Origin of the sequence: Streptomyces sp. NPDC059679, assembly GCF_042734105.1 — a bacterium.
In the GTDB taxonomy this organism is placed as follows: Bacteria; Actinomycetota; Actinomycetes; order Streptomycetales; family Streptomycetaceae; genus Streptomyces.
Map to the genome: position 1 here is coordinate 23,420 of NZ_JBHWES010000053.1, position 16,116 is coordinate 39,535.

General features: G+C 73.2%; 17 protein-coding genes and 1 other RNA gene. 10 read left to right on the forward strand and 8 right to left on the reverse strand.

The genetic code is table 11. From position 1 onward, the window contains the following. Positions 1 to 43 precede the first annotated feature (43 nt). A complete protein-coding gene (locus ACFV2X_RS39355; RefSeq protein ID WP_385626085.1) occupies positions 44 to 583 on the forward strand; it encodes a SigE family RNA polymerase sigma factor in 540 nt (179 codons plus the stop codon). Then, positions 580 to 1,500, forward strand: a complete 921-nt coding sequence (locus tag ACFV2X_RS39360) for a hypothetical protein (RefSeq protein ID WP_385626086.1) — start codon at positions 580 to 582, stop codon at positions 1,498 to 1,500. The genes ACFV2X_RS39355 and ACFV2X_RS39360 overlap by 4 nt, the downstream gene beginning before the upstream one ends. A 76-nt stretch (positions 1,501 to 1,576) precedes the next feature. Here ACFV2X_RS39360 and ACFV2X_RS39365 read toward each other — a convergent pair whose 3' ends face one another. Beyond that, a complete protein-coding gene (locus ACFV2X_RS39365; RefSeq protein ID WP_385626087.1) occupies positions 1,577 to 2,182 on the reverse strand; it encodes a response regulator in 606 nt (201 codons plus the stop codon). Further along, the gene (locus ACFV2X_RS39370) at positions 2,179 to 3,390 is read right to left on the reverse strand and encodes a sensor histidine kinase (protein WP_385626088.1); all 1,212 of its coding nucleotides are present in this window, start codon (positions 3,388 to 3,390) and stop codon (positions 2,179 to 2,181) included. The genes ACFV2X_RS39365 and ACFV2X_RS39370 overlap by 4 nt, the downstream gene beginning before the upstream one ends. Positions 3,391 to 3,705: 315 nt before the next feature. Here ACFV2X_RS39370 and ACFV2X_RS39375 point away from each other — a divergent pair, with 315 nt between their 5' ends. The 3 genes from ACFV2X_RS39375 to ACFV2X_RS39385 all read left to right on the forward strand — a co-directional run bounded on the left by ACFV2X_RS39375 (position 3,706) and on the right by ACFV2X_RS39385 (position 6,691). Then, entirely contained in the window at positions 3,706 to 4,569 is an 864-nt protein-coding gene (locus ACFV2X_RS39375) for a MaoC/PaaZ C-terminal domain-containing protein (protein ID WP_385626090.1), read from the forward strand. Between the two features lie 34 nt (positions 4,570 to 4,603). After that, a complete protein-coding gene (locus tag ACFV2X_RS39380) occupies positions 4,604 to 5,689 on the forward strand; it encodes a Zn-dependent alcohol dehydrogenase (protein ID WP_385626092.1) in 1,086 nt (361 codons plus the stop codon). 63 nt (positions 5,690 to 5,752) lie between these two features. Continuing rightward, positions 5,753 to 6,691 carry a 3-oxoacyl-ACP reductase gene (locus ACFV2X_RS39385; RefSeq protein WP_385626150.1) on the forward strand — a complete coding sequence of 313 codons (939 nt, stop codon included), beginning with the start codon at positions 5,753 to 5,755 and terminating at the stop codon, positions 6,689 to 6,691. A gap of 94 nt (positions 6,692 to 6,785) precedes the next feature. Here ACFV2X_RS39385 and ACFV2X_RS39390 read toward each other — a convergent pair whose 3' ends face one another. Together ACFV2X_RS39390 and ACFV2X_RS39395 are read right to left on the reverse strand one after the other, a co-directional pair. Next, positions 6,786 to 6,959, reverse strand: coding sequence for a hypothetical protein (locus tag ACFV2X_RS39390; RefSeq protein WP_385626094.1), 174 nt, complete (start codon positions 6,957 to 6,959; stop codon positions 6,786 to 6,788). Positions 6,960 to 7,119: 160 nt separating this feature from the next. Next, positions 7,120 to 8,928, reverse strand: a complete 1,809-nt coding sequence (locus tag ACFV2X_RS39395; RefSeq protein ID WP_385626095.1) for a hypothetical protein — start codon at positions 8,926 to 8,928, stop codon at positions 7,120 to 7,122. 207 nt (positions 8,929 to 9,135) lie between these two features. Between ACFV2X_RS39395 and ACFV2X_RS39400 the strand changes: the two genes are divergently transcribed. Genes ACFV2X_RS39400 through ACFV2X_RS39410 form a run of 3 tightly spaced genes read left to right on the forward strand, consistent with a single transcriptional unit; the run spans position 9,136 to position 12,003 of the window. Next, positions 9,136 to 10,038, forward strand: a complete 903-nt coding sequence (locus tag ACFV2X_RS39400) for a Nif3-like dinuclear metal center hexameric protein (protein WP_385626097.1) — start codon at positions 9,136 to 9,138, stop codon at positions 10,036 to 10,038. Further along, on the forward strand, positions 10,035 to 10,778 hold the full coding sequence (locus ACFV2X_RS39405; RefSeq protein ID WP_385626151.1) for a zinc ribbon domain-containing protein: 744 nt from the start codon (positions 10,035 to 10,037) through the stop codon (positions 10,776 to 10,778). The genes ACFV2X_RS39400 and ACFV2X_RS39405 overlap by 4 nt, the downstream gene beginning before the upstream one ends. Before the next feature lie 4 nt (positions 10,779 to 10,782). After that, the gene (locus ACFV2X_RS39410; RefSeq protein WP_385626099.1) at positions 10,783 to 12,003 is read left to right on the forward strand and encodes a bifunctional RNase H/acid phosphatase; all 1,221 of its coding nucleotides are present in this window, start codon (positions 10,783 to 10,785) and stop codon (positions 12,001 to 12,003) included. A 7-nt stretch (positions 12,004 to 12,010) separates the two neighbouring features. Here ACFV2X_RS39410 and ACFV2X_RS39415 read toward each other — a convergent pair whose 3' ends face one another. After that, positions 12,011 to 12,640 carry a bifunctional 4-hydroxy-2-oxoglutarate aldolase/2-dehydro-3-deoxy-phosphogluconate aldolase gene (locus tag ACFV2X_RS39415; RefSeq protein WP_385626100.1) on the reverse strand — a complete coding sequence of 210 codons (630 nt, stop codon included), beginning with the start codon at positions 12,638 to 12,640 and terminating at the stop codon, positions 12,011 to 12,013. Between the two features lie 118 nt (positions 12,641 to 12,758). Further along, positions 12,759 to 13,556, reverse strand: a complete 798-nt coding sequence (gene yaaA, locus ACFV2X_RS39420) for a peroxide stress protein YaaA (protein ID WP_385626101.1) — start codon at positions 13,554 to 13,556, stop codon at positions 12,759 to 12,761. Positions 13,557 to 13,729: 173 nt separating this feature from the next. Between yaaA and ACFV2X_RS39425 the strand changes: the two genes are divergently transcribed. Further along, a complete protein-coding gene (locus ACFV2X_RS39425) occupies positions 13,730 to 14,299 on the forward strand; it encodes a Uma2 family endonuclease (protein WP_385626152.1) in 570 nt (189 codons plus the stop codon). Positions 14,300 to 14,355: 56 nt separating this feature from the next. Further along, positions 14,356 to 14,760, forward strand: an RNA gene (rnpB, locus tag ACFV2X_RS39430) — RNase P RNA component class A. 66 nt (positions 14,761 to 14,826) lie between these two features. Here rnpB and ACFV2X_RS39435 read toward each other — a convergent pair. Beyond that, entirely contained in the window at positions 14,827 to 15,432 is a 606-nt protein-coding gene (locus ACFV2X_RS39435; protein WP_385626103.1) for a phosphatase PAP2 family protein, read from the reverse strand. Beyond that, positions 15,429 to 16,094, reverse strand: a complete 666-nt coding sequence (locus ACFV2X_RS39440) for a DedA family protein (protein ID WP_385626105.1) — start codon at positions 16,092 to 16,094, stop codon at positions 15,429 to 15,431. Before ACFV2X_RS39440 ends, ACFV2X_RS39435 begins: the two co-directional genes overlap by 4 nt. Positions 16,095 to 16,116: the final 22 nt, after the last annotated feature.

Here is a 16,116-nt window from a genome sequence, read left to right on the forward strand (position 1 = left end):
CGGTTCGCCGCCTCCGTGGACTCCGTAGGTCGAGGAGGTGCCCATGGGGGACACGACGGCGAACCGGGACGAGGAGTTCCGGGAGTTCGTCACCACGCGATGGCCGCGGCTGGTGCGCACCGCGTATCTGCTCTGCGGTGAGCAGCACACGGCCGAGGACCTGGTCCAGTCGGCCCTGGTCCGGGTCTATGTCGCATGGCGGCGGGTCCGCGCCGCGGACGAGCCGGACGCCTACGTACGCCGCGTCCTCGTCAACGAGCACGCGCGGCGGCACCGCAGAAAGCTGAAGGAGCTCCTGACCCTCTCCCCGGGCGACACCGACGGCCGGCAGACGCCCGACCGGGACCGGATCACCCTGGCCGACGACCGGGAGATGCTGCGCCACGCCCTGGCCGGGCTCCCGCCCCGGCAGCGTCAGGCCGTGGTGCTGCGGTACTGGGAGGACCTCAGCGAGTCACAGGTGGCGGTCGCCATGGGCTGCTCGGTCGGAACGGTCAAGAGTCAGGCGGCGAAGGGGCTGGCGAAGCTGCGGGCCGCGCTGGCGCGCGAAGACGTGACCGCGGGTCACGGGGAGGTGCGATGAACAGGGAGTCGTGGTACGCGGAGCCCGAGTACGCGGGGGATCCGGACCGGGAAGCAGGTGAACTGACGGATCGGCTGGGCACGATCGCGGACGAGGTGACCATCGGCCCCGCGCCCTGCCCGGACGTGGTCCGCGCCGGCCGCCGGCGCAGGGCACGCCGCCGGGTGGGGGCCACCGCCCTGGCGGTCACGGCGCTGCTGGTGGCCGGAGGGGTGGGCCTCGGGCAGTTCGGCGACTCCGGCGAGGGAGGGACGGCGACGGCCGCCGCCGCGTCGGCACCGGCGCCGGGCGCGCTTCAGCCGGTCACGACCGTCGTGGGCAAGGGGAAGGTCGACGGGAAGCGGTGGCAGGTCTCGGTCACCGTGTACGGACCGGCCCGGAACAAGGAGGAGGCGCATCGCCAGTACGACCTGGCGATGGAACGAGGGGACGCCTACCCGCTGCTGGACGGCAAGTGGGAGGGGAAGTACCCGAAGACCCTGCGCATCGGCGTGACCTGGTTCTCCACCCGGGTGACCGAGGGCACGGGGAAGCCGCGTTCGATGTCGGACTGGGTGTCGCCGAAGCCCGTCAAGGGGGAGACGCTGCTGGGCGGCTCGTACCAGCACCAGGGCGCCGAGGCCGGTCCGGTGGGCATGGCGTGGCTGGACCCGAAGGTGGAGCGCGTGGTGGTCCACTGGAAGGGCGGTACGACCGACGAGCCGAAGGTGGTCCCGGTGAAGGGCACCGACGTCCGCTGGATCGTGAGCGAGCGCCCGGGCTACGGGGTATCGGACGACTTCATCGAGCTCTTCGACGGCGCGGGGAAGGGGACGCGGATCGGGCCCCCCTTGCGGTTTGATGCCCTGAAGAAGGATCCGGCATTCCAGAAGAAGGAGCAGGAGAAGAAGCGGCGGGCGGCTTCGACGAAGAAGTAGGACAAGTGACGGGGGCGGGCGCGCCTCGGGGCGCCCCGGGGCGCGCCGCGGGGCCGCCCGCCGTCACAACCAGCCGTCACAACCAGCCGTTCTGGCGCGCCGCCCGCACCGCCTCCATGCGGTTGCGGGTCTGGGTCTTGCCGATGGCCGAGGACAGGTAGTTGCGGACGGTGGCGGGGGACAGATGGACCTTGACGGCGATGTCGGCGACGGTCGCCCCGTCCACCGCCGCCGTCAGCACGTCCCGCTCGCGCGGCGTCAGCGGGTTGGGGCCCGCGCTCAGCGCGGCCGCGGCCAGGCCCGGGTCGATGACCCGCTCGCCCGCGAGCACCCGGCGGACCGCGACGGCCAGCTCCTCGACCGGGCCGTCCTTGACCAGGAACCCGGAGGCCCCGGCCTCCATCGCGCGGCGCAGATAGCCGGGGCGGCCGAAGGTGGTCAGGATCAGCACATGGCAGCCGGGGAGCTCCTGGCGCAGCGCGGCGGCGGCGTCCAGACCGCTGAGGCCCGGCAGTTCGATGTCGAGGAGAGCCACGTCCGGCCGCGTCTCGAGCGCGCGGGGCACGATCTTGTCGCCCTCGCCGACCTGCGCGACGATCTCGAAGTCCGGCTCCAGACCGAGCAGCAGGGCCAGCGCGCCCCGCATCATGCCCTGGTCCTCGGCGAGCAGTAGCTTGATCACGCCGTACGGACCCCCTTGACGTCCATCGGATCCTCCATCCCGTCGCCGCCATCCACCGGCAGTGCCGCCGCGAGCCGGAAGCCACGGCGCCCGGCCGGGCCGGTCTCCAGCGAGCCGCCCGCCGCGGCGAGCCGCTCGGCCAGGCCCTTGAGCCCCGTACCTCCCCGTCCGGCGGGGACGGCCTTACCGACGGCCTTACCGGCGGAACGGGAGCCTACGCCGTTCCCGTCGTCGACGATCTCCAGACGCACCTGATCGGCCTCCTGACGGACCTCGATCTCGCACCGGCCGGCCCCGCTGTGCCGGACCACATTGGTGACCCCCTCGCGTACCACCCAGCCCAGCAGCGCCTCGGTCTGCGGGGGCAGCGGCGGCCCCGACCGGCGGACGACGGCGTCGATGCCCGAGGCGTCGAGCAGCGAACGGGCCCGGTCCAGCTCAGTCGCCAGGCTGCCCTCGCGGTAGCCGGTGACGGCCTCCCGGATCTCGGTGAGGGCCTGGCGGCCGACGGCCTCGATGTCGGCGGCCTGGCCCAGCGCGGCGTCCAGGTCGCGCGGGGCGAGGCGGCGTACGGCCTCGGCCTTGACCACCACGACCGACATGGTGTGGCCCAGCAGATCGTGCAGATCGCGGGAGAAGCGCAGCCGCTCCTTCTCGACGGCGGTGCGGGCCAGCTCCTGGCGGGTCGCGCGGAGTTCGGCGACGGTGTCGAAGAGCGACAGGATCGCCGCCGTCACCAGGCCGGACATTATCGTTCCGTAGCCGACGATCAGCGCGTCGTCCGCGCCGCCGCGCCAGCCGGAGATGATCCCGGCGGAGGCCGAGTACGCCAGCAGCAGCGGCCCCAACTGGCGGCGGCGGACCACGATGCCGGTGGCCAGCGACAGCAGCGGGAAGCAGAGCAGCCAGTTGCCGGCGTAGCCGATGGACAGGGCGTAGGTGAGGGCGGCCAGCCCGGTGAGGGAGACGAGGCAGCGCCTGGTGGGGCGGCGCCGCTTGTCGAGGCCCGCATAGACCGTGGTGGCGTACAGCGCGCAGAATGCCGCCATCCCGAGGGCGCCGAGCCACGGCAGCGGGGTCTTCCCCCGGATCAGGTCCTGGACATCCCCGGTGAGCATGAAGAGCCAGGGCAGGAAGGCACGCGGGCCGGGCGGCTTGCGGCGCTCGAAGTCCGAGGCATCTTCCGCGTTCGACGTTCTGGCAGACATGGTCCGAGGTTACGGAAGTCACCGGTGAGCTGGGCAGATGTGGTTGTCATGACGGGACCGGTGACATTTGTCCCGGGGGTCGCGAGAGAGATCTGACATACCGTCAGCGGTCTTCCCAGTGCATGGGGATTGGGCTATACATGGGCCATCGGCTAGAACGCGTTCCTGTTTCGATCTGCGGCTCCGCCGCGCGGGCTGTCGTACGCGCCCGTACGCGGAACCCGCAGCGGCCGACCAGTGACGACCCCGGCGCGGCCGACGGTGCGGACGGGCGGGCCGGGGTCTTCCCCACCGTGGCGAGGAGTGCTCTCAGCAATGCCCATCGATGTCGCCAAGGCCGTCTCGGCCGAACCCAGGACCACGGCCCTCACCTGGGGCCACAAGGACATCCAGCTCTACCACCTCGGCGTGGGGGCGGGCGTCCCGGCCACCGACCCCGACGAGCTCCGCTACACCCTCGAGAGCAAGCTGCACGTCCTCCCCAGCTTCGCCACGGTCGCGGGCGGCGGCATGGCGGTGGCCGGCGGTATGAGCGCCCCGGGTATCGACGTCGACCTCGCCGCCGTCCTGCACGGCGGCCAGACCATCCAGCTGCACCGGGCCATCCCGCTCGCCGGGGACGCCACCCAGACGTCCAAGGTCGCCGCCGTCTACGACAAGGGCAAGGCCGCGGTCATCGTGCTGCGCAGCGATGTCGCCGACGCGGACGGGCCGCTGTGGACCTGCGACACCCGGATCTTCGTACGCGGAGAGGGCGGTTTCGGCGGCGACCGCGGGCCCGCCGACCGGCTCGAGCCCCCCGCCCGCGAGCCCGACCTGACCGCCGACCGCGCGATCCGCGAGGACCAGGCGCTGCTCTACCGCCTCTCCGGGGACTGGAACCCGCTCCACGCCGACCCCGAGTTCGCCAAGGTCGCGGGCTTCGACCGGCCGATCCTGCACGGCCTGTGCTCGTACGGGGTCGTGCTCAAGGCCGTCGTGGACACCGCCCTGGGCGGGGACGTCGCCCGCGTCCGCTCGTACGCCACGCGCTTCGCGGGGGTCGTCTTCCCCGGTGAGACGCTGCGCATCCGGATGTGGCGGGACTCCGGCGCGCCGGGCCGCGTCCAGGTGCTGGCCACGGCCGTGGAACGGGACGACGCGCCGGTCCTCACCGACACGGTCGTCGAGCACGACTGAAGAAACAGACCTCGCACGGACGAGAGGAGCCGCTGTGCGCGCAGCCGTACTGCACGAGATAGGGCAGGACAAGCTCGAAGTCCTCGACGACATGGAGGCGGTGGGCTTCGGCCCGGGCAAGGTCAGGCTGCGCGTCAAGGCCACCGGGCTGTGCCACTCCGATCTGTCCGCCATGAGCGGCGTACTGCCCCAGCCCGGGCCCTTCGTCCCCGGGCACGAGGGCGCGGGCGAGATCGTCGAGGTGGGGGAGGGGGTGACCGGTCTGAGCGCGGGCGACCGGGCGCTGGTGTGCTGGCTGCCCGCCTGCGGCACGTGTCCCGCCTGCGAGCGCGGCCAGTCCCATCTGTGCCTGAGCGGGTTCATGAACGCCGGCACCCCCAACTTCAAGCGCCCCGGCGGCACCCCGGAGGACATCTTCGGCTTCGCGGGCACCGGCACCTTCGCCGAGGAGGTCGTGCTGCCCGCGCAGTGCGCCGTGCCGATCCCGGACGACGTGCCGTACGACATCGCGGCCCTCATCGGCTGCGGCGTGACCACGGGGCTCGGCGCGGCCCTCAACACGGCCGAGGTCGAGGCGGGTTCGTCGGTCGCGGTCATCGGCTGCGGCGGCGTGGGCATCAGCGCGATCCAGGGCGCCCGGGCGGCGGGCGCCGCGCAGATCGTCGCCGTCGACCCGGTCGACGCGCGGCGTACGGCGGCGCTGCGCTTCGGCGCCACGGAAGCGGTCGCGCCCGAGGACCTGGACGACGCCAAGAGCCGAGTCACCTCGGGCGAGGGCTTCGACTACGTCTTCGAGGTCGTCGGCAGGTCCGCCACCGCCCGTACGGCCTACGAGGCGACGCGGCGCGGCGGCACGCTGTGCGTGGTCGGGGCGGGGGCGGTGGACGACTTCCTCCAGCTCAGCATGTTCGAGCTGTTCTTCGACGAGAAGCGGATCCTGCCCTCGCTGTACGGCGGCGGCGATGTGCTCCGCTCGTACCGGCGGGCCGTCGCGCTGTGGCGGGCGGGCCGGATCGACCTCGAAGGGCTGATCACCCACCGCGTACGGCTCACCGAGATCAACGACGCGCTGGACCAGATGCGGTCGGGCGAGGCGCTGCGCACCTGCATCCAGGTCTGAACGACACGGACGACGAGAACGACACGGACGACATAGACGACACGGAGGACGTTCATGCCGCGCATGCCGCTGGCGGGGAAGACCGCGATCGTCACGGGCGCCGGGCGGGGCCTCGGCCGCGCCGAGGCGCTGGAACTGGCGCGCCTGGGCGCGAGCGTCGTCGTCAACGACTTCGGCCGGCCCGGACGCGACGGCTCGGGCGAGGCGTCGGCCGCCCCCGCCGAGGCGGTCGCGCAGGAGATCCGGGAGGCCGGCGGGCACGCCACGGCCCACGTCGGGGACGTGGCCGACTTCGAGCAGGCGGCCGAGCTGGTGCGGCTCGCGGTCGACACCTACGGCGCGCTCGACATCCTGGTCAACAACGCGGGCATCCTGCGCGACCGGATGGTCTTCTCGATGACCGAGGACGAGTGGGACTCCGTCATCCGTGTCCACCTCAAGGGTCACTTCAACACCACCCGCTTCGCCGCCGCCCACTGGCGGGAGCGCTCCAAGGCGGCGGACGGCGGCCCGGTCGGCGGCCGGATCGTGAACACCTCATCCGAGGCGTTCCTCGCCGGCTCCCCGGGCCAGCCGAACTACGCCGCGGCCAAAGGCGGCATCGTCGGGCTCACCACCTCCACGGCGGGGGCGCTGGCCAAATACGGCGTCACGGCCAACGCCATCTGCCCCCGCGCCCGCACCCGGATGACCGAAGACGTCTTCGCCGGCCTCGAACCCCCCGACGACGGCACCCTCGACGCGCTCGCGCCCGAACACGTCGCCCCGCTCGTCGGCTACTTGGCGGCCCCGGAGGCGGCGGGGGTGAGCGGACAGGTCTTCGTCGTCCACGGTGGGATGGTCGCCGTCCTGGAGCGGCCGAAGGTGGCCGCGAAGCTGGACACGGCGAAGGAGGCATTCACCTTCGAGGAGCTGGACGGAGTGCTCACGCCGTACTTCGCCGAACGGCCCCGCGGGGAGACCTTCGCGGCGGTGGAGGTGCTGGGGCTCAAGCGGGGGTAAAGGCGCGGTCCGGGGCCCCGGGGGCCGGATGGGCCCTGGTCCGGGGCCCCGGCCCGATGGGGCCGCGGCCCAATGGGGACCCGGGTGTTGGGCCTTACGAAGCGGTCGCCCCCTCGCCGGGGCGGCGGTGGCGGCCGTGGGGCGAGGTCTGGGCGTCTTCGGACGCGGCCTGGCCCCGGTGCTTGCCGTGGACTGTGTCGTCGGCCCCCGCTGCGGCGGCCGACTCCTGCGGACGCGACTCGGTCGTGTTCGTGCGGGCTTGGGACATCTGGGAAGTCACCCCGTCAGATCGCTGCGTACGGTCACGGGAGGCCGGCCACGAAGTCAACTCGCCACGACGTCACGACGAGGGTCAAGAAACGTCAGCACGTGTCACCCCACGCCCCGAGGGTGAACGGAACGCGGCTGCCTTGGCCCCCCGCAGAAGTTTAACCAGAGCGTCGATCTCGGACCCAACGGGGTGGACGGGGCGGGCGGGGTTGATGGGACGGATGGGACGGACGGAGCTGGTCACGGCTGGCGAGCGGGGCCTGTTGCAGTGGTACGGGCCGCGCGGCGATACCGGACTCCGGCACAGCGGCAGTGTCGGAGTCGGGGCCAGGGCCGGGGCCGGGCATGAGCTCGGGTCTGAGCCGGTGGGCGGGCAGGCGCTCGGGTAGGCGCTCAGACCCCTGCTCGCGCTCCCGCCCGACGCTGCCCCCCTGCTCCCGTACGAGTCCCTGTTCATGCACGAGTCCCTGCTCCGGCACCCGTACGTGCTCCCGCTCCCGCTGCCGTACGCGCTCCCTCCCGCGCTCCGCACCGGACGGCGGCCCGGAGCCCGGTCCGCCGCCGCGCCGGGGTGCCCGCGCGGCCTCGGGTCCGGGCCCCACCTCGGCGCCGGGCTCCGCCTCCGGGCCGGTCTCCTGCTCGACCCCGGCCCATGACCCCGTACCGGCCCATGGCTCGACCCCGGTCTTACCGGCTGGGGCCGCGGGGACTGCCGGGGCCGCCCCGACCCGGGTCCACGACGCGATCGCGGCCCCTGCCGACAGGGACGGCGACGACGGCGCGGACGACGGCGAGGACGATGCCGCCGCCGTGGGCCGCAGCCCCGGCCCCACCAGCCCCATCGGCCGCGGCAGATCCAGGGACCCCACCACGCGGTCCACCCGCGTGACCCGTGCGACCCGTGCCACCCGGGGCGGCTCCGGCGGCTCGGGCATCCGCAGCCGCGCCAGCCCGCACGGCACCTGCCCCGTCGCGTACGGCAGCCGCAGCTCGCCGTCGCGGGTCCACAGGCCCGCGCCCGCCAGCCAGCCCTCCGGCGCCGGGAGTTGCTGCAACCGCCGCTCGGACGGCCGCCACAGACCGACCCACGGCCGCTCGGCCGGGCCGTCGATACGGAAGACACGGAAGGCCACCGCGCACGCCTCCGGCGTCAGGACCTGTCCGGGCTGCACCGCGAAGGGCACCGCCTCGACCCGGGCGGGCCGCAGACATTCGGGGAACCTGACGGGGCGGGCGCTGCCCAGCACCCCCCACCCCAGCCGCTCGTCCCCGGGCGCGTCGGACCGTACGAGCAGCAGGCCGCTGTCCGGGTCGGCCAGCAGCAGCCGGTCGTCGCTGTCGTCGGTGATCTGCAGCAGCGGGCTGGTCTCGCCGCCGCGCCGCAGGTCGACGACGACGGTCTTGGTCCGGCCGTCGAGCCGCCGGTCGAGGGCGAGCAGCCGGCCCGTACGGTCCAGCCAGACGCCGCCCGTGCAGCGGCCGGGCAGCTCGGCCAGGTGCTGCGGTCCGAAGCCGCCGCCGTGCACCAGCCACACCGAGGTCGACCGCTCGCCGTGGCCGAGCGCGAAGGCGAGGGAGCCGCCGGGGGCGGGTGGCAGCAGCGACAGTTCGGCGCATTCGATGGCGCCCAGCGGCCGTTCGCCGGTGCCGGGGCCGGCCGGGTACAGCAGGGAGAGGGCGTGGCGGCCGGCCACCCGGCGGCGGATGAGCACCTGCCCGTCGGCCAGGGGCAGCACCTCGCTGTCCGGCTCCTCGGGCTGGGCCGCGGGCAGCGGCACGGCGTACGGCTCGGGTCCGTCGAGCGTCCAGCGCTCGGGGAACCAGCAGCCGGCCTCGCCGCTGAGCGCGAGCCGGGCGCCGTACGAACCGTCCGCGGCGATCGTGAACGCAGCTCGGCGCCGCTGTGCGGTGCCCTGGGCACCGGTGGCGCCTGCGGCGAGCGCGGCATCGAAGGCACAGGCAGTCATCGTTCGTCCACCTCCGGCCACTCAACGTAGTTTTCGCACTCCCTGCCGAACGCCGAAATCGGCTTGCTTCACACGTAAGTGTGTCTGTTGCCCGATTCGCCTGAGAAGTCGCGCCGGGCTGTGCTGTGTGCGAGTCCGGATCACGTCGTCGCGGTGAGTAAAGGCGGGGGCAAGGCTTGCTGGTGGTCCGGGAGGTAGCCTTGCCCCGTGCCCGCACTCATCGACGTCCTCGCCGCACTCGACGCACTCTGGCCGCCCGAGCGGGCGGAGCAGTGGGACGCCGTCGGCACGGTGTGCGGAGACCCCGACGCCGAGGTCGGCCGCGTTCTGTTCGCCGTCGATCCGGTCCAGGAAGTCGCCGACGAGGCGGTGAAGCTGGGCGCCGATCTGCTCGTCACCCACCACCCGCTCTATCTGCGCGGTACGACCACGGTCGCGGCCTCCACCTTCAAGGGCCGGGTGGTGCACACCCTGATCAAGAACGACATCGCGCTGCACGTCGCGCACACCAACGCCGACCGCGCCGACCCGGGCGTCTCCGACGCCCTCGCCGGCGCCCTCGACCTGCGGATCACCGGCCCGCTGGTGCCCGACCCCACCGACCCGGCGGGGCGCCGCGGGCTCGGCCGGGTCTGCGAGCTCGACCACCCCGTCGCGCTGCGGGACTTCGCCGAGCGCGCCGCGGCCCGGCTGCCCGCCACGGCCCAGGGCATCCGCGTCGCGGGCGACCCGGACCGGCTGATCCGTACGGTCGCCGTCTGCGGCGGCTCCGGCGACAGCCTCTTCGCCGAGGTGCGCGCGGCCGGAGTCGACGCGTACCTCACCGCCGACCTGCGCCACCACCCCGCCTCCGAGGCCCAGCAGGCCGCGGCGATGACCCGCGACGGGGACGGCCTCGTGCTGCTGGACGCCGCCCACTGGGCCACCGAATGGCCGTGGGTCGAGCAGGCCGCCGCGCAGCTCGACGAGATCTCCGACCGGCACGGCTGGGGTCTGCGCACCCACATCTCCCGTACGGTCACCGACCCTTGGACCGCGCACGCGCCCGCCGCGCACGCGTCCACCACCGCTCACGTCCCTTCCACCACCACCCCTGGAGCCCCCCGCTGAACGCCGCGCCCGCCGACCAGATCCGCCTCCTCGAGGTCCAGGCCCTCGACGTCCGGCTCTCGCAACTCGCCCACAAGCGCAAGACGCTGCCCGAGCACGCCGAGCTCGACACCCTGAACGCCGACCTCACCCAGCTGCGCGACCTCCTCGTGGCGGCCCAGACCGAGGAGAGCGACACCGCCCGCGAGCAGACGAAGGCGGAGCAGGACGTGGACCAGGTGCGCCAGCGCGCCGCCCGCGACCAGAAGCGCCTCGACTCCGGTGCCGTGACCTCCCCCAAGGACCTGGAGAACCTGCAGCACGAGATCGCCTCCCTCGCCAAGCGCCAGAGCGACCTGGAGGACGTCGTACTGGAGGTCATGGAGCGCCGCGAGTCCGCGCAGGAGCGGGTGACCGAGCTGACCGGCCGCGTCGAATCGCTGCAGGCCAAGATCGGCGACGCCACCGCCCGGCGGGACGCGGCGGCCGGGGAGATCGACGCCGAGGTGGCGACCATCACCAAGGAGCGCGGGGTCATCGCCGGGACGATCCCCGCCGACCTGCTGAAGCTCTACGACAAGCTGCGCCAGCAGCAGGGCGGCGTCGGCGCGGCCCGGCTCTACCAGCGCCGCTGCGACGGCTGCCGCCAGGAGCTGGCCATCACCGAGCTCAACGAGGTGCGGGCGGCGGCTCCCGACACCGTGGTGCGGTGCGAGAACTGCCGCCGCATCCTGGTCCGTACGCCCGAATCGGGGCTGTAGGCCGATGGCCCGTCGCTTCGTCGTCGAGGCGGACGGCGGCTCCCGGGGCAACCCGGGGCCGGCCGGCTACGGCGCGGTCGTCCTCGACCCGGACACGGGCGAGACCCTTGCCGAGGCGGCGGAGTACATCGGCACCGCGACCAACAACGTCGCCGAGTACAAGGGCCTGATCGCCGGCTTGCGGGCGGCGCGCGCCCTCGACCCGGAGCCCGGGGTTCAGGTCCAGGTCCGGATGGACTCCAAGCTCGTGGTCGAGCAGATGTCGGGCCGCTGGAAGGTCAAGCACCCCGGTATGCGCCCGCTCGCGGCCGAGGCCAGGGAGATCTTCCCGCCCGGGCAGGTGTCGTACGAGTGGATCCCGCGCGAGCGGAACAAGCACGCGGACCGGCTCGCCAACGAGGCGATGGACGCGGGCACGCGGGGTGAGCAGTGGCGGCCGGCTACGGGGGCCACGCCGTCGGCGGACGGCGCCCTTGAGGCGCGCGCGGAGACGGCGGCCTTGGGCGGCACGCCTGCGGGAGCCGCGTCCCCGTCCGCTGCGTCCCCGTCCGCTGTGGCTCCGGGTGTCGCGCCCCCGGGCTGGGCCGTCCCGGCGGACCTGGGCACCCCCGCCACCTTCGTCCTGCTCCGGCACGGCGAGACCGCGCTGACCCCCGAGAAGCGCTTCTCCGGCAGCGGCGGCGGCGACCCGGAGCTCTCACCCGTGGGCCGCCGCCAGGCCGAGTTGGTCGCGACGGCACTGGCGGCGCGCGGCACCATCCAGGTGGTGGTCAGCTCGCCGCTCAGGCGCTGCGTGGAGACGGCAGAGGCGGTGGCGTCCCGCATCGGTGTCGACGTCCATATCGAAGAGGGTTTGCGGGAGACCGACTTCGGGGCCTGGGAGGGCCTGACGTTCGCGGAGGCACGGGAGCGTCACCCGGACGACCTCCAGGCCTGGCTCGCCTCCTCCAAGGCGGCCCCCACCGGCGGCGGCGAGAGCTTCGCGGCGGTCGCCCGCCGGGTCGCGCTCACCCGCGACAAGCTCATCGCGCGCCATGCGGGCCGTACGGTGCTGCTGGTCACGCATGTGACGCCGATCAAGACCCTGGTCCGGCTGGCGCTGGGCGCACCGCCGGAGTCGCTGTTCCGGATGGAGATCTCGGCGGCGTCGCTGTCGGCGCTGGCGTACTACGCGGACGGCAACGCGTCGCTGCGCCTGCTCAACGACACGGCGCACCTGCGGTAGCCGGCCGTCAGGGGCGCAGGGTCGCCGCCTCCCGAGCAAGTTCCTCCACCCGTCGCCAGTCGCCTGCGGCGACCACGTCCGACGGCAGCATCCATGTGCCGCCGACGCAGCCGACGTTGGGGAGGGCGAGATAGCCCGGGGCGCGGGAGGCGTCGATACCGCCCGTGGGGCAGAAGCGGGCCTGGGGGAGCGGGGAGGCGAGCGACCGCAGATAGGCAGTCCCCCCGGCCGCCTCCGCCGGGAAGAACTTCATCTCGGTCACCCCGCGCTCCAGCAGCGCCACGACCTCCGACGTGGTCGAGACCCCCGGCAGAAACGGCACCCCCGAGGCGCGCATCGCGCCCAACAGCCGCTCGGTCCAGCCCGGACTGACCAGGAACCGCGCCCCGGCCGCGACGGACGCCTCTACATGCTCGGGCGTCAACACCGTACCGACCCCGACAACCGCCTCGGGCACCTCTTCGGCGATGGCCCGGATGGCGTCCAGCGCGGCCGGGGTCCGCAGGGTCACCTCGATCGCGGGCAGCCCACCCGCGACGAGCGCGCGGGCCATCGGTACGGCGTGGGCCGCGTCGTCGATGACGACGACGGGGATCACGGGGGCGAGGTCGAGCACGGAGGGGGAAGGGCTAGTCACGTCGGCAATCCTGCCGCCGTGGGGCGCATCCCGCAATGGTCGTTGCACATACTGCAATGAGATGCATGGCTACGGAGGCCCGCGGGTCACACCTGGCAGCGCCTCCGGCCCAAGGGACCTACAACTCGGTGACCACCACATCCACCCCCCAGCCCCGCCCGGGCTTGCCCGGCCCGGCGGCCTCCACGGTGTAGCCGAGCCCCCGCAACGCCTCCACCAGCTCCTCGGGCCCGCTCGGCTCCGCCCTCGCCACCAGTAGATCGCGCACCAACCGGCCCTTCGTCGCCTTGTTGAAGTGGCTGACCACCGACCGCTTCTCGACTCCGTCCACGATCTTGGACTGCAACACCCGCACGCTCGCCGTACGCTCCGCCACCTCACCCTTCGGCTTCCACGCCGTGGCGTACGCCGCCGACCGCAGGTCCAGCACCAGCCCGCCCCCGGCCACCTCGGGCAGCACCTCGCCCATCGGCGCCCGCCAGAAGGGTCCGAGCGCGCCGAGGCCCGGCAGCTTCACGCCCATCGAGCAGCGGTACGACGGGATCCGCTCGTCGATCCGTACGGCGCCCCACAGCCCCGAAAAGACCAGCAGCGACCGCTCCGCCCGGCGCCGCGCGGCGGCGGGCAGGGTCGCGAGACCGAGCGCGTCGTACAGCACGCCGGTATAGATCTCCCCGGCCGGACGCGTCCCGGCCTCCCGCAGCCCCGCGTTCTTCGCCACCTCGCCGTGCAGCCCCTTGCTCAGCCCGAGCACCTCGGCGGCCTTCCCCACATCGCCCGAGCACAGCGACACCAGCTCATCAAGCACCGCCGCCCGCGCCTCCCCCAGCCCCGGCAGCGACAGCGCCCCCAGGTCCAGCGGGTCCCCCGACTCCGCCGGGGTCTTTCCCTCCGACGGCGGCAACAGCACGAGCACGGTCTTCTCTCCTTCGCTCCACGACTTCCGGGCGGCGGGCCTGTGGCAGCCTACGGCCCCGAGCGGGGATATCTGTGCCACGATCGAGTGAGGAAGACTCTCTTTCGCGCGGTGCCGACCCCCTCGGTACCTACGGTGGCGGCGAGACAGGGAAGGGGCGTGGCATGAGCGCCATGGCACACGAGCCGTTCACGCAGGAGGAAATCCTGTTGGAGGGTTTCTTGGCCCTGGGTACGCCGGAAGGCTTCCGGGCCGAGTTGATCGAGGGGGAAATTGTCGTGACACCGCCGCCGGACGGGGAGCACGAGGACTACATCAGTGTGATCCTCAGGCAGGTGATCAGGAAGTCCGCTACCGACATGGACTTCTCCGGAAACAAGGGGCTCAAGGTCCCACGCGGCGGACTGTGTGTGCGTAACCATGTGATCCCCGACGGGACGTTCGCGCCCCGAGAGCTCCGACTCTTCCGAGAGGCCGAGTCCTGGATGCCGTGCGAGGGCGTATCCATGGTCGTCGAGGTCACCTCGACCAAGGCGGACCGCGACCGGGAGACCAAACGCCACTGCTACGCAAGCGGGGGCATCCCGATCTATCTCCTCGTCGACCGGGAGAAGAGCTCGGTGACGCTGTTCAACGAGCCGGAGAGGGCCGATTACCGGGAATCCGTCATGATCCCCTTCGGCAAGTCGATCGACCTTCCCGCACCCTTCTCCTTCACCCTGGAGACTGCCGACTTCCTCTGACCCCCGCCGCTATCCAACCCACCACTCACCCCCGGTACCATGGTCACTACGGCGGACGAGCCGGCCGGGCGGTCGCGTCGGGGTCCTTCGGGGTCCCGCCGAGGAACGTCCGGGCTCCATACGGCAGGGTGGTGGGTAACGCCCACCCGGGGTGACCCGCGGGACAGTGCCACAGAAAACAGACCGCCGGGAGCCGCAAGGCTCCCGGTAAGGGTGAAACGGTGGTGTAAGAGACCACCAGCGTCCGAGGTGACTCGGGCGGCTCGGTAAACCCCACCCGGAGCAAGGTCAAGAGGAGCCGCCACCGGCGGCTCTGCGCGGACGATCGAGGGCTGCCCGCCCGAGTTCGCGGGTAGACCGCACGAGGCCGGCGGCAACGTCGGTCCTAGATGGATGGCCGCCGCCCCAGGGGCCGTAAGGACCCTGGGGAACAGAACCCGGCGTACAGGCCGACTCGTCCGCCTCCAGGTCACTGACCTGGGATTATTTCCTGTTCGGGGCCCTCACGCCCTCCAGAGGACACCGGACTACGCCACGGTCAGCAGCGGCCGTAGCCGCGTGGCCGCCAGGCGCCGGGCCAGGGCGTGTGGATTGTGGTGCAGGGCGGCGCCCAGGGCCAGGGCCACCGACGCGCCGATCACCAGCCCGGCGGCGACATCGTGCGGATAGTGCGCACCCACCCACACCCGGGAAGCCCCCATCGCGAGGGCGGCGAGGGTGGCCACCGCGCCGAGCCGCGCCGAGACGAACCACAGCGCCGCCGCGGCGGCCGCGGCCAGCGCCGCGTGGTTGCTCGGGAAGGACCAGTCGCCCGGCGCCGGGCAGGCATCGAGGACGGCGCGGTGCAGGGTCTGGCACGGGCGGTCCTCGCGCACCACCTGCTTCAGCGCGTCGTTCACCCCGAACGCCAGCAGCACCAGCACCGGGGCGGCCAGGGCCTGCACGGCCTCCTCGGGGCCGCTGCGCCGCGCGTGCCACCAGCCGGCCAGCATCAGCACCGCGAACAGCGCGAGCCCGTAGGTGGACCAGACCGAGATCGCGGTGTCCAGCCAGCCGGGGGTGCGGTGCGCCAGATCCACCACCGCGATGTACGCGGAGCCGTCGATCCCCGAGCCGTCGTAGGCGAGCGTCACCGGCCGGCCTCCTTCCGCCGCACGGACCGAGTGCGCAGCAGCTCGGCTGCCAGCGGCAGCAGGGACACCACCACGATCAGGGCGATGAGCGGAAGCAGATAGCGGTCGACGTTCGGGATGGACGACCCCAGCGCGAATCCGGCGATCACCAGCCCCTGGGTCCACAGCAGCCCGCCGGCCGTCTGCCACACCGCGAAGGTGCGCGGCGGCACGCCGAGCGCCCCCGCCATCGGGTTCAGCACCGTGCGCACCACCGGCACGAACCGGGCCAGCACCACCGCCCGCGCGTGTCCGTAGCGGTCCAGCAGCTCCCCGGCCCGGTCGGCGCCTGCCCGCAGCCGGGGCGAGCGGCCCCGGGCCAGCAGCGCGCCGCCCGCCCGCCGGCCGAGCAGATAGCCGCACTGGGCGCCGAGGAGCGCACCGGCGGCGGATGCGACCATGACCCCGGGCAGTGAGAGCCTGAGCCCGCTCGACGTACCGGCGGTGCACAGCAGCCCCGCGGTGAAGAGCAGTGAGTCCCCGGGGAGGAAGAAGCCGATCAGCAGCCCGGTCTCGGCGAACAGGACCACGGCGATGCCGAGCACCCCGAATGCGGACAGCAGGGACTGGGCGTCCAGGATGTTCACCGCGAGGGGTGGGCCTGCGGACAGGTCGAGGGTCACGGGCGCGGTCCCTTCGGCGGGC